Here is a 12,139-nt window from a genome sequence, read left to right as displayed (position 1 = left end):
TGGGGGTGGCCGCCGGGGGGCGGCCACTACCGGGTTGCGGGTGACAGGGTTGGGCCGGCCGCTGGCCGGCATGAACCCACCGATGCGCCACGCTTGATTTCAATCAGGGTCACGCGAAGAGGAACGCCCGAAGATGTGTGCCATGAGCTTCCACGTTGATGAGAGTGAGGACACTGCGCTGCAGGCGGCATTGCTGCGGCAGCCCCGGCACGTGCTGTTTCCGCCGGCTGACCAGTTCAGCACCGGCTTTGGCGAAAGCGGCAGGCGCGCCGCCGTGCGCGCCAGCAACGAGCACCTGATTCCGCGTGGGTTGACGCTCGGCTTTCAGGCCGGTCGGGGTGGTCGCGATGTGCCGCCGCAGGCGTATCTGGACACCTTGCTGCTGGCCCTGCAGCTGCAGGCCGATGCCCTGGCCGAGGACCGCGAAGTGGTGGCGATGGTGTTGCAGCTGGGATTGGCGGAGACATTGCCGCCGCCGCAGCTGGGCCAGCTGCTGGACGCCGTGCCGCAGCACCTGCGCACGGTGGCGCGGCCGCAGGTGGAAGTGCGGCTGGACGCCGGCAGCGCGCTCTCACCGGCGCAGCTGCGCGCGGTGGGTTGCACCCGCCTGAACGTGATCGACCGTGCCGATGCGCCGGGGCCGACCCTGCTGGCACAGGCGCGGCAGGTCGGCTTCACTGCGCGCTACTACCAGCTGCGCGTGCCCGCCAGTGAGGACACCGGTTTCATCGAGCGTCTGCATGAGGTGCTGGCCGAAGCACCCGAGCGCATCCTGTTGCCAGCGCCGTGCGCATTGCCACGGGATCCCTCAGCGGCCCACTGGCTGCAGGCCTGGCGCCTGCTGCGCGCAGCAGGCTACGAACCGATCGGTGGTGACCACTACCAGCGCGGCGACCTGCCGAACCCGCATGGCCCGGGCGATGGCCAGCGTCATTGTGACCTGGCCGGCGTGCCACGCCGCGACCGCAGCGATTTCATCGGGCTTGGCCTGTCCGCCTGCAGCCAGATCGGCGAGGTGTTCTACCGCCTGGAGGACGAGCTGGGCGAATGGCGGGCGCGATTGCAGTCCGGTCACATGGGCGTGGCCGCGGGCCTGATCCTGTCCGAGGACGAGCGGCTTGCGGCCGAGGTGGCACAGAGCATCGCCTGCGACCATGCGCTCGATGCGGCTGCATTCGAGTGGCGTAATGATGAACCCTTCGAGGAATGCTTCGCCGAACAGCTGCCGGCGCTGTCGCCGTTGCTGGCGCGCGGCTGGGCGCAGTGGGATGCACGTGTGCTGCGGCTGGCCGAAGAAGGGCGGTTGCTGTGGCGTATGATGGCCGCATGCTTCCGGCCGGCGGCCGCCATCGCTTGAGTCCTGCCCCGATGTCTTCAACTCCGCCTTCCCAGGGTCGCCTCGGCCGGGCCACGCCGAACCCCGCCGCCGCCGATGATGGCGACGCGCTGCACTTCTGCAGTACCTGTGCATTTTCCGATGCCTGCATGTCGCAGGGTTATGACAAGACTGCGTTGGGCGATCTGCACGTCCTGGTCGACCACGTTGGCCCGTTCCATGCGGGTGACTACATCTTCCGCGCTGGCGAATCGTTCGATTCGATTGCTGCGGTGCGCGCCGGTATGGTCAAGACCTTCGTCGATGACAGCCAGGGCAACGAGCAGGTGCTGGGCTTCAGCCTGCCGGGCGAAGTGATCGGCCTCAATGCGATCCACGGTTCGCGCTTCCCCTGCAATGCGGTGGCGCTGGACACCGTGCACCTGTGCCGCATCTCGTTCCCCAAGCTGAGCCTGCTGGCCACACGCATGCCGGGGCTGCAGGCCAAGCTGTTCAGCCTGCTCAGTGCGGAGATCGGCAAGGTCGCCACGCTGGCCGCGAATCACCGTACCGAAGAGCGCATGGCGGCGTTCCTGCTCGACATGTCCGAGCGTTACGCGCGGCGTGGTTTTTCCGCTACGCGCTTCAACCTGACGATGGCGCGTACCGAGATCGCCAATTACCTGCGGATGGCGCCGGAAACCGCCAGCCGCGTGCTGCGCCGCCTGAGCGATGATGGGATCATCGCGGTGAAGCAGCGTGAGATCCTGCTGCTGCAGCCCGAGCGCCTGGCGGCGCTGGCGGTGGCCGACGAATCCGACCCTAACTGAACCTGGCCGGGAGCCGATGATGAAGCGAGCTGGACTGTTGTTGCTGGGCCTGCTGGCCACGGTGCCGGCCTGGGCGGCCGACCTGACGGTGTCGGCGGCATCGAGCCTGACCGAGAGCTTCCGCGAACTCGGCGCCGCCTATGAGAAGGCGCACCCGGGAACCAAGGTCGATTTCAACTTCGCCGCCTCAGGCGTGCTGCTGCAGCAGATCAGTCGTGGCGCGCCGGTGGACGTGTTCGCCTCGGCCGATGAAACCACGATGGACCAGGCCCAGCAGCAGGACCTGCTGGCGGCCGGTACCCGCGAGGTGTTCGCGGTGAACGCGCTGTGGGTGGTGGTGCCGCCGCAGGCCAAGGTCGCGCCGCGTAGCTTGAAGGACCTGACCGGTGCCGGCGTGCAGCGCATCGCACTGGGTAACCCGGACAGCGTGCCGGTCGGTCGCTACGCCAAGGGCGCGCTGGAAGCGGCGGGCCTGTGGCCGTCGGTGCAGGGCAGGGTCATCACCACCCAGAACGTGCGCCAGTCGCTGGACTACGTGGCGCGTGGTGAAGTGGATGCCGGTTTCGTCTATGCCACCGATGCGCAGGCCATGCCCGACCGCGTGCGTCGTGCCTTCGCGGTGCCGGTGGCCGGGCGCATCGCCTATCCGCTGGCGGTGACCAAGGCCAGCGCGCAGCCGGCCGAGGCCAAGCGCTTCACCGCCTTCGTGCGTTCGGCACAGGGCCAGGCGATCCTGGCCAGGCACGGGTTCGGCAAGCCCTGAGGCATGGATCTCGACTGGAGCGCACTGGGGTTGTCGCTGAAGGTGGCCGGCTGGGCCACCGCGATCAATCTTGTAGTGGGCGTGGCGCTGGGCGCACTACTGGCGCGGCGGCGCTTTCCCGGCCGTGAGCTGCTGGATTCGCTGCTGACCCTGCCAATGGTGTTGCCGCCGACGGTGCTGGGCTATTACCTGCTGGTGCTGATCGGCCGTAACGGACCGATCGGTGCGTGGTTGCAGTCGTGGTTCGGCATCAACCTGGTGTTTACCTGGCAGGCTGCAGTGATCGCCGCCGCAGTGGCCTCGCTGCCGCTGGTGTTCAAGCCGGCACGCGCGGCGTTCGAGGAAGTGGACGGACAGCTGGAGCAGGCCGCACGCACGCTCGGTGTGTCCGAAGCGGCGGTGTTCTTCCGCATCACGCTGCCGCTGGCCTGGCGTGGCATCCTCGCCGGCCTGCTGCTGGCGTTTGCACGTGCGATGGGCGAGTTCGGCGCCACTCTGATGGTGTCTGGCAGCATTCCGGGCCGCACGCAGACGCTGTCGATCGCCATCTACGAGGCGGTGCAGGCCGGCCAGGACGGCAAGGCCAATGCGCTGGTGATCCTGACCTCGGTGGTGTGCATCGTGATCCTGCTGCTGGCCGCACGGCTGGTGGGCGGACGTCGCCGGGAGCTGCGCGATGTGGCTTGACCTGCAGGTGCAGCGCCGCCTGCAGGCGGCCGGCCAGGATTTCGTGTTGGATGTGTCGCTGCAGTGCACGCAGCGGCAGGTGGTGCTGTTCGGGCCTTCGGGCGCCGGCAAGAGCCTGACCCTGAAGGCGGTGGCCGGGCTGCTACGGCCGGGCCAGGGGCATGTACGGCTGCAGGGGCAGACCCTGTTCGATGCGGCCACCGGCGTGGATCTGCCGCCGCAACGCCGCCGGCTGGGCTACGTGTTCCAGGATTACGCGCTGTTCCCGCACCTGAGCGTGCGCCAGAACGTGGCGTTCGGTCTGCAGAAGGGCTGGTTGAATCCGCGGGCTGGCCAGCGCTTCGATGCGGTGGAGCAGTGGCTGCACGCATTCCGCATCGACACGGTCGGTGATCTGCTGCCGTCGCAGGTATCCGGCGGCCAGCGTCAGCGCACCGCCTTGGCACGTGCATTGGTGACGCAGCCGCAGGCGCTGCTGCTGGATGAGCCGTTCTCCGCGCTGGATCATGACCTGCGCCAGCACCTGCGCCAGGAGCTTGAGACGGTGCTGGACAATACTGGCATTCCGTTGCTGTTGATCAGCCACGACCCGCAGGATGTGGCCATGTTCGGCCAGCAGGTAGCACGCGTGGTGGATGGTCGTATCGTCGGCGGTTGACCCGCGATGGACGCAAGGGCGATGGATGGCTACATCTGATGGTTGTGCCGGCCGCTGGCCGGCAACATTGGAATCCGGAGCAGCCGGCCAGCGGCCGGCTCTACCGGTTCAGGAGTTCCGCGACGCTCAGGCGATGAATGGTTGCATCTGATGGTAGTGCCGGCCGCTGGCTGGCAACCATGGAATCCGGAGCAGCCGGCCAGCGGCCGGCTCTACCGGTTCAGCGTTCGCGCAATCCAGTGGAATGGATCAATACAGCTCGCAGTGCGTGCGGCCTTCACCCCGCAGCGCGTCCCAGTGCCCTTCGCCACTGATGGCATCGATGGCCTCGCGCACCGCGCCTTCCAGGTGGCTCTTGTTACCGCACAGGTACAGATGCCCGCCACGGGCCAGCACATCGCGCACTTCGTCGGCGCGCTGCTGCAGCACATGCTGCACATAGACCTTCTCGGCCCCATCGCGCGAGAACGCGGTATGCAGGCCGGCCAGCACACCGCGCGCGCGCCAGTCCTGCAGCTGCTCGCGGTACAGGTAATCGTGCTGGCTGTGCTTCTCGCCGAACACCAGGTGCACCTCGCGTTCGCAGGCGTTGGCTTGCAGCTCCTGCATCAGGCCCATCAACGGCGCGATGCCAGTGCCGGTGCCAACCAGCAGCAATGGCGCTTCGCCGGTATCGGGCAGATGGAAGCCGGGATTGGAACGGCAGTACACGCGCGCGTGGTCGCCGCCGTGCAGCAGACTGCCGGTGGCAGTGCCGAAGCGCTCGCGACCGCGCAGGGTGTAGCGCACTTCGCGCACGCACAGGCTCAGCTGGTCGTCGCAGGGGTGCGAGGCGATCGAATAGGCGCGCGGCAGGCGCGGTGACAGCAGCTCGCGCAGGCGGGCCAGCGGCACGCTGGCCGGCGTGGCGTGGTCCTGCAGCACGTCCAGCAGGTCCAGCCCGTGCAGGTAGGCGTCCAGCTCGCGCTTCTGGCTGACCTTCAACAGGCCCTTCAGCACCTCGCTGCCGCCCAATTTGGCCAGTTCGCGCAGCACGCCCTTGCTCAGCAGGCGCAGCTCGCGGTCGTGCAGTGCGGCCACAGCGGCGGAGTCGCCGTACCAGGTGGCCAATGCCTGCAGCAGCGCAGGGTCGTTCTCGGGTACTACGTGCAGGGTGTCGCCCGCGCGGTACGCCATGCCACTGCCGGCAATGTCCAGCTGCAGGTGCCAGGCGGCCGGGTCGCTGCTGTTCAAGCGGCGGTGTTCCAGAATGGGGGCGGCAAAGGCGTTGTCTTCGCCATAGGCGGTGACCTGCAGGTGCAGGTCCTGGCCCGCGTTCACGTCGCCGTCCAGCACCTGGCCCAGCACTGGCTGCCATTGCTGGAAGAACTGCTCGTAGCCCAGGTCGGCATCCACGCGGTGCAGCAGCGGCTGCGCCTGGCGCTCGCTCAGCGCGGCATCCAGCGCCTTGGTGAAGCCACAGAAGCTGGGGTAGCCGGTGTCACCGAGGCCGAACACCGCATAGCGCAGGCCACTCAGTGTCGGGGTCTGGCGCAGCGTTTCGAAGAACTGCTCGCCGTTGGCTGGCGGTTCGCCGTCACCGAAGGAACTGGAGATCGCCAGCAGCACATCGCCGTGGCCGAGGCTGGCCACGTCGATGTCGTTGAACGGGAGCACCTGCGGCGCGTGCGGCTGCAGGTCCGCGCCCAGGCGCTGGGCCAGGGCGCGGGCATTGCCCGACTCGGACGCGAAACCCACCAGCAGGCGGCTGAAGGGCGTACTGGTCGGGAGGGCGTTCACGCGGCCTCGTAGAAGTCGTCGAACTTTTCCTTGCTGAACTCGACCAGGTCGTAGTTCTGCATCAGGTCGTTCACCACGCGGCGGATGCTGATGTACGAGGTGATGTTGCCCTCGGCATCGAACAGCGGCTGCACGGTGGTGTCCACCACGTAGAGCACGCCGCCCTTGCCGAGGTTGGGCACGATGCCGGTCCAGGTCTTGCCGGCCTTGATGGTGTCCCACATGTCCTTGTAGACCGCCTTGGGCACATCCGGATGGCGCACGATGCTGTGCGGCTGGCCGATCAGCTCCTCGCGGGCGAAGCCGGTGAGCGTGCAGAACAGGTCATTGGCGTAGGTGATGTTGCCCTGCAGGTCGGTGGTGGAGATCACCATGACGTTCTGCATGGCATTCAGCAGCTGGGCGTTGTCGGGGGTGTAGCTCATCGCAGGGTCCTTGTGGATGCCGGTAACGCCGGCGTGTTCGGGTCCTGCATAGAAATACGCCCGCACGGCGGCGGGCGGTTTGACATTGATCAAGTGGATGCCGGGATCGGCTGCGACCGGGTGTCGCAGGGAGCGTTCACTGCTGCAGGGGAAAGCCGATCGTCTCGTGGCAATGCCGCATCAGGTGGCGGCCTCCCTCATTGATGTGCAAGGTGTCCGCGTCACCGAAGAACCGCAGCAGCGCTCCCCCGGTCGTACTGCCTGCATGCGCGGAGCGCCTGGCTGCCGTTGGCAGAAACGGATCAGCTCGCGGATCGTGTCCGCCAGGCAGATCCGCACGTGCAACGGCGCCTTCGATCATCAGCTGGGCACATGCGCCTGCCAGATAGGCGTCTGGTTCGCGCTGCGCGCCGCGTCGAGGCTGTCCTGCCAATGCGGTGGCGATATGCTGGAACTCATGGGCGGTGGTGGCGATCACGCGCCTGCGCAGCGAGTCGGTGTCGGGACCGGAGGGAAACCAGAAGCTGACCATCTGGCCCGGCGGCTCTGGTCCCGGCAGCTGTCGCCAGATGCCGCCTCCGTCACTTACGATCGTCAACTGATAGCGCATAGGCGTCCGTTCCTGCCCATTGGCCTGGAGCGGCAGTCCAGCGGATCGTGCGGCGGCCTCGCAGAGCCGTGACGCCTGCATGGCCGAAAGCGCTCGATCTGCCCAGAGAACTCGAGTTGCGACGGATGACCACCCGCACTCGATGGACCGATTGGGGAACTCCGAGCTTTCCGGGCCGGGAAGCATCGACACTGTGCTGATCTTCAGATGTGAGGTAGGGCCTCGCAGCAGGGTGGCATACCCTCCATCGGGACTGACCAGGTTCCGGGGAGGCAGCTGGATGGATTGGCACGCACTTGTGGCCAGAAGGATTGCCGCCAGCCCAGCATAGAGCCCAAGCGCGGGGCCCGGTTGGGTACGCCTGGACTGACGGCGCTGCATCAGAGGGGCAGCCCGCGAGTAGAGGTGAGGGTGATACCGATTGCTGCCACGACAACTCGCAGATTGCTCATTGGTACTCTCCACGTTGGACGTCGATTGACCGATCAGCTCAACCCGCTGATTCGGCAGTCGATCCGTACCGGCTCAGGCTCGATCAGGCAATCGGAGTTTTTTCAAACACCTCCAGTAGGTGGCTCCGGGCCACGTTTGAGGCGGCACGCAAATGTGCAGGTCGAGCTGATAGCGACCGTCGCGCCTCCAGTCACACCACGTGGGGACCTCGCGCGTGCGTCAGCCCATCAGATAGCGCAGCACCCCGGCCGAGACCACGCCGATCAGCACAGTCGGCAGCATCGACAACCGCGTGGCGGCCAGCAGGGTGATCGCCAGCGCGGCGAGGTCGGCGGGCTTGTCGGCGACGAAGTCGGGCGCGATCACCGAGATCAGCACGCAGCCGGGTGCGGCTTCCATCACCGTCACTGCGCGCTTGCTCAGTGTGCGGTTGCGCAGTGCGAGGAAGCCGATGATGCGGGTCAGGTAGGTGGCAGCGGCCATCAGCACGATGGTCAGCACCGAGGTCCAGTGGATCAGTCCGTTGAAGATCATGCCGCGTCCTCCGCCAGCAGCCAGGCTGCGGCCAGGCCGGCCAGCGCGCCGCTGGCCACGTACCAGGCGCCGGGAACCAGGAGGTAGGTGGCCGCGGCCACCACCAGGCTGACCAGCCACGGACGCGCTGCTTTCATGCCCTGCCACATGCCGCGCAGCAGCACCAGGAACACGGCCGGAAAGGCCATGTCGAAGCCGTAGGCGTGGATGTCGCCCAGCATCGGCCCAACGATCGCGCCCAGCGCGGTGCAGGCGACCCAGACCGTGTACAGGCCTGCCGACACGCCCAGGTAATAGGCCAGGCTGAAGCCGAGCGCACGGCGGCGCGCGTCGGCCACGCCCATCGCCCAGCTCTCGTCGCACATGAAGAACAGCGCCGGCAGCACCCGGCGGCGCGGCAGGTGCTGTAGCAGCGGGGCCAGGCTGGCGCCCATCAGCAGGTGGCGGCTGTTGACCAGCGCGGTGATCGCCACGATCAGCGCGATATGCGGCGGCGAGGTCCACAGTTCGACGGCGGCGAACTCCGAGCCGCCGGCGAAGTTGAGGCCGGTCATCAGCGGCACTTCCAGCGCGCTCAGGCCCTTCTGGGCGGCCTGGGCGCCGAGCACCAGGGCGAAGGGAATGAAGCCGATCATCACCGGTACGGCGGCGCGAAGGCCGCGCAGGAATTCGGCGCGCGGGGCGATATCGCAGGTGTCGGGCAGGGGGAGGGTGGTACGGGCGTCCATGGAACGGCACAACGAGGTGGGGGTGGCCCATGCTAGCGGTCCGATCGCGAAATCGGGTTGCGTTGATGCCATTCAATTCGGGAATATTGAGATTCCATGCGGCTAAGGTCGCCAAAGGTGAAATCCCGTGCAGTATCAGCTCGACAACCTCGATCGCCGCATCCTCGATGCCCTGCAGCGTGACGGACGGCTGCAAAACCTGGAGCTGGCCCGGCTGGTGGGCCTTTCGCCCTCGGCCTGCCTGCGGCGGGTGCGGCTGCTGGAGGAGGGCGGCTACATCGACCGCTACGTGGCCCTGCTGAATGAGGCGAAGGTGGGTCGTGGCTTCACGGTGTTCGTGCGAGTGTGGCTGCGCGGGCAGGACGAGGACACCACCAACCACTTCATCAACAGCATCAAGTCGTTCCCGGAAGTGCTTGAATGCCATCTGATGGCCGGTGACTGCGATTTCCTGCTGCGGGTGGCGGTGGCGGACCTGGATGCTTACCGGCAGTTCCAGATGCAGCACCTGAACCGGATCGCCGGGGTGCAGAACACCAAGACCGAGATTCCGATGCAGCGGATCAAGCAGACCACCCAGCTGCCGCTTTGAGGATGGGTGGTTCCGGCCGGGTTGCACCCGGCACCCGCGGTAGTGCCGGCCGCTGGCCGGCAACCTCAGGAGCAACAGCAGCCGCAACGGCGATGTTCCCAGGGCGGCGGGGCGGTGTGGCCAGGCAGGACACGCCGTAGACCCATCCATGGGGGCTCGATGGCGCCATCCATGGCGCCAACGGTCCTGCCTGCCCACACCGCCCCGCGCCTGACAGTTCCCCGCGACCTGTTGGGGTCGGATCCCGTTGCTGTGCAACGGGCTCTGACCCCGGGAGCAGATGGACATGTCTGTTCGATTCATTGATTCCTGATGCGTGACTGGGTTCACGGAGCTTGGCTTAACGCCGGGCGTAGGCAGCGGTCATCGCAATGACATCTGGCCCCGGTACGGTTTGAGCCCGCTTGCTGGTCGCGCGCGGGCCGGGGCTCCGGTCGTGGCGCGCGTCCACTGCAGCTGCTGTCGCTGCCGAGGGTCATGTGTTCTACGTCAGGGGGCTGAATGGACACCATGCGGTCAGAACTTGGAAGGTGGCCATCGCCACATGGCTGCTGCTGTCCTTTGCCGCTGTGGCGCGGGACGGTGTTCATGCCTACGACATCCCTGCGCAGCCGCTGGAGCAGGCGGTCGAGCGCTTCAGCGTCATCAGCGGGTGGTCGGTGATGTACCCGGGCGATCTTGCCGCCGGCCGTAGCAGCCATGCGCTGCGCGCCAGCCTTGCGCCGCTGCCTGCCTTGCAGATGCTGCTGCAGGACACCGGCATCGAGGCCGAGATGATCGGTGAGCAGCGCGTGGTGCTGCGCCGGGGCACGCCCTCGGTCGCCGAACCCGGTACTGGTGCCGAACTTCCCGAGGCCGAGCGTCGGCGTCGCTATGGCGGGCTGCAGCAGCGCCTGCGTGCGGTGTTCTGTGACGACCCCGAGATCGCGCCCGGCCGCTATGCCGCGACGCTGCGCTTCCACGTCGACGGCGAAGGCCAGGTGCATGCGCCCGAGCTGCTCTCAGGCAGTGGCAGCGCCCGCCGCGATGCACGCCTGCTGCAGGCGCTGCAGGGCCTGGTGCTTGCGCCCGATGCCGCCGCGCTGCCGCAGCCGGTGACGCTGCAGATCCGACCTTCCGGCACCGACCACGACTGTGGTCGGCGCGCGCCCCTTCCATGACTTCAAGGATTCGAACATGAGCAACGGTACGGCTGGGGCAGTTGACCTGATGGACCACCTTCTGGGGGCCTACGACGAGCTGAAGCGCCGCCTGGTGCGCAAGCTGGGCTCGGAGGAGCTGGCCGGCGATGCGCTGCAGGACACCTGGATGCGCCTGAGTGCGCGCCGTGACCGCCTGGATGCCGTGCAGAATCCCGCGGCCTACCTGTTGCGCATGGCGATGAACACGGTGATCGACCGCCAGCGTGCCGACCACCGCCTGCTGAGCCTGGAAGAGGTGGATACGCTGATGGAGATGGCCGACCCTGCACCGGGCCCGGCGCAGGCGGCCGAACTGGATTTCGCGCTGGAGGACATGGTCGGCCTGCTGCAGCGCATGCCCGAGCGCCGACGCCGCATCCTGCTGGCGATCCGCGTCGATGGCCTGCAGCAGCGCGACGTCGCCGACCAGCTGGGCGTGTCGCTGCGGCTTGTGCAGCGCGAGCTGAAAGCGGCCCAGGACTACCTGGCCGAGCGCAGCGGACAGGGGCGTCAGGTGCGGTTCTGAGCGGCGGCATCCGTCTACACTTTGACGCCGAGCAGAACCCCGCAGCGTGCGGGTCCGGCATGAGCCCCCATGGATCCTGACGATCGCCCGCAACGCCCGCTGGATGCCGTCGAGCGTCAGGCCCACGCGTGGGTGGTGCGGCTGACCTCGGGCGAGGCCACCGCCGCCGATGGGCGCAGGTTCCGTGAGTGGTGCGAGGCTGATCCGCGTCATCGCGAAGCATTCGGCCGTGCGCGCCGGCAATGGGCGCAGGTACGCCTGGCGGGCGAACAGCTGCCCGCCGCTGCGCGCCAGCCGGTCGCGCCGACGCCGTCCCAGCGCTGGAGCCGGCGCGCCTTCCTGGGAGCCGCGATTGCCGCACCGGCCAGCCTGGTGGTGGTGGCGGCGATCCGCCCGCCGCTGGGGCTGTGGCCCTCGGTGACGGCGATGGCGGCCGATTTCCACACCGGCACCGGTGAGCGACTGCAGATCGCGCCCTTGCCGCTGCTGAAGATCGAACTGGATACGCAGAGCAGCCTGCGCCGTCGTTCGGACACGCAGGGCGAAGGCTTCGAGCTGGTGCAGGGCCAGGCCGCGATCGAAACCCAGGCAGGCCTGCGCCTCGCCCTGTTCGCGGGGCCGGGCTGCGTGATTGCCGATGAAGGTGCGGTGCGCCTGGACGTCCGCAACACCCACGGCCAGGTACGGGTGACCTGCCTGCAGGGCAGCGCCCGCATCGAGCACCCGCAGGGCCGCCTGCAGCTGCAGGCGGGCCAGCAGACCCAATACGACGAGCGCCTCAGTGGCGTGGTGGCCGAAGCCCTGGCCTCGGAAGTGAGCGCCTGGACCGAGGGCATGCTGGTGTTCCGCCGCGCTCCATTGCGCGAGGTGGTGGATGAAATCAACCGCTACCGCCGCGGCAAGGTGCTGCTGGGCGAATCGGCATTGGCGCGGGCCCCGGTCAGCGGCCGTTTCCGCATCGATGATCCGGATGCGGCGCTGGAGCAGCTGCGACTGACGATGTCGCTGGATCTGCGTCGCTTTCCGGGTGGCATTGCCGTCCTTGGTTAGATGAAGAC

14 protein-coding genes are annotated in these 12,139 nt (G+C 67.7%); 9 read left to right on the top strand and 5 right to left on the bottom strand.

The window, feature by feature from the left end:
- The first annotated feature begins 142 nt into the window (after positions 1-142).
- From ABE423_RS05960 to ABE423_RS05940, 5 genes are read left to right on the top strand one after another with little or no spacing between them, the layout of a single operon-like run.
- Positions 143-1,357, top strand: a complete 1,215-nt coding sequence (locus tag ABE423_RS05960; RefSeq protein ID WP_180838039.1) for a coproporphyrinogen III oxidase — start codon at positions 143-145, stop codon at positions 1,355-1,357.
- Between the two features lie 11 nt (positions 1,358-1,368).
- A complete protein-coding gene (locus tag ABE423_RS05955) occupies positions 1,369-2,145 on the top strand; it encodes a helix-turn-helix domain-containing protein (protein ID WP_012511268.1) in 777 nt (258 codons plus the stop codon).
- Between the two features lie 19 nt (positions 2,146-2,164).
- The gene (gene modA / locus ABE423_RS05950) at positions 2,165-2,908 is read left to right on the top strand and encodes a molybdate ABC transporter substrate-binding protein (protein WP_180838038.1); all 744 of its coding nucleotides are present in this window, start codon (positions 2,165-2,167) and stop codon (positions 2,906-2,908) included.
- A gap of 3 nt (positions 2,909-2,911) precedes the next feature.
- Positions 2,912-3,595: a molybdate ABC transporter permease subunit gene (gene modB / locus ABE423_RS05945; RefSeq protein ID WP_346485345.1), complete on the top strand. Its 684-nt coding sequence runs from the start codon at positions 2,912-2,914 to the stop codon at positions 3,593-3,595.
- The gene (locus tag ABE423_RS05940) at positions 3,585-4,253 is read left to right on the top strand and encodes an ATP-binding cassette domain-containing protein (protein ID WP_125895820.1); all 669 of its coding nucleotides are present in this window, start codon (positions 3,585-3,587) and stop codon (positions 4,251-4,253) included. The genes modB and ABE423_RS05940 overlap by 11 nt, the downstream gene beginning before the upstream one ends.
- Positions 4,254-4,502: 249 nt before the next feature.
- Here ABE423_RS05940 and ABE423_RS05935 read toward each other — a convergent pair whose 3' ends face one another.
- The 5 genes from ABE423_RS05935 to ABE423_RS05915 form a co-directional block, all read right to left on the bottom strand.
- Complete coding sequence (locus ABE423_RS05935; protein WP_180838037.1) at positions 4,503-6,032, bottom strand: sulfite reductase flavoprotein subunit alpha; 1,530 nt, start codon at positions 6,030-6,032, stop codon at positions 4,503-4,505.
- Entirely contained in the window at positions 6,029-6,457 is a 429-nt protein-coding gene (locus ABE423_RS05930; RefSeq protein WP_032128130.1) for a PAS sensor domain-containing protein, read from the bottom strand. Before ABE423_RS05930 ends, ABE423_RS05935 begins: the two co-directional genes overlap by 4 nt.
- A 136-nt stretch (positions 6,458-6,593) precedes the next feature.
- Positions 6,594-7,067 (bottom strand): hypothetical protein, encoded by a 474-nt coding sequence (locus ABE423_RS05925; RefSeq protein WP_180838036.1) that lies wholly within the window; start codon positions 7,065-7,067, stop codon positions 6,594-6,596.
- A gap of 672 nt (positions 7,068-7,739) precedes the next feature.
- Positions 7,740-8,054 (bottom strand): AzlD family protein, encoded by a 315-nt coding sequence (locus tag ABE423_RS05920; protein ID WP_032128129.1) that lies wholly within the window; start codon positions 8,052-8,054, stop codon positions 7,740-7,742.
- Positions 8,051-8,782 carry an AzlC family ABC transporter permease gene (locus ABE423_RS05915; RefSeq protein WP_125893673.1) on the bottom strand — a complete coding sequence of 244 codons (732 nt, stop codon included), beginning with the start codon at positions 8,780-8,782 and terminating at the stop codon, positions 8,051-8,053. Before ABE423_RS05915 ends, ABE423_RS05920 begins: the two co-directional genes overlap by 4 nt.
- Positions 8,783-8,909: 127 nt before the next feature.
- On the opposite strand from ABE423_RS05915, the gene ABE423_RS05910 reads away from it, so the two are divergent.
- The 4 genes from ABE423_RS05910 to ABE423_RS05895 all read left to right on the top strand — a co-directional run bounded on the left by ABE423_RS05910 (position 8,910) and on the right by ABE423_RS05895 (position 12,131).
- Positions 8,910-9,374 (top strand): Lrp/AsnC family transcriptional regulator, encoded by a 465-nt coding sequence (locus tag ABE423_RS05910; RefSeq protein ID WP_005413654.1) that lies wholly within the window; start codon positions 8,910-8,912, stop codon positions 9,372-9,374.
- A gap of 479 nt (positions 9,375-9,853) precedes the next feature.
- Positions 9,854-10,534, top strand: a complete 681-nt coding sequence (locus tag ABE423_RS05905) for an STN domain-containing protein (RefSeq protein WP_180838035.1) — start codon at positions 9,854-9,856, stop codon at positions 10,532-10,534.
- A gap of 16 nt (positions 10,535-10,550) precedes the next feature.
- A complete protein-coding gene (locus tag ABE423_RS05900) occupies positions 10,551-11,081 on the top strand; it encodes a sigma-70 family RNA polymerase sigma factor (protein WP_032128154.1) in 531 nt (176 codons plus the stop codon).
- A gap of 69 nt (positions 11,082-11,150) precedes the next feature.
- Positions 11,151-12,131, top strand: coding sequence for a DUF4880 domain-containing protein (locus ABE423_RS05895; RefSeq protein WP_125893670.1), 981 nt, complete (start codon positions 11,151-11,153; stop codon positions 12,129-12,131).
- The last annotated feature ends 8 nt before the right edge of the window (positions 12,132-12,139 follow it).

Origin of the sequence: Stenotrophomonas sp. TWI1409 (genome assembly GCF_039673015.1) — a bacterium.
Lineage (GTDB): Bacteria > Pseudomonadota > Gammaproteobacteria > Xanthomonadales > Xanthomonadaceae > Stenotrophomonas > Stenotrophomonas maltophilia_A.
The sequence above is the reverse complement of the archived record's forward strand: the minus strand, read 5'-3'. Positions and strand labels throughout refer to the sequence as shown.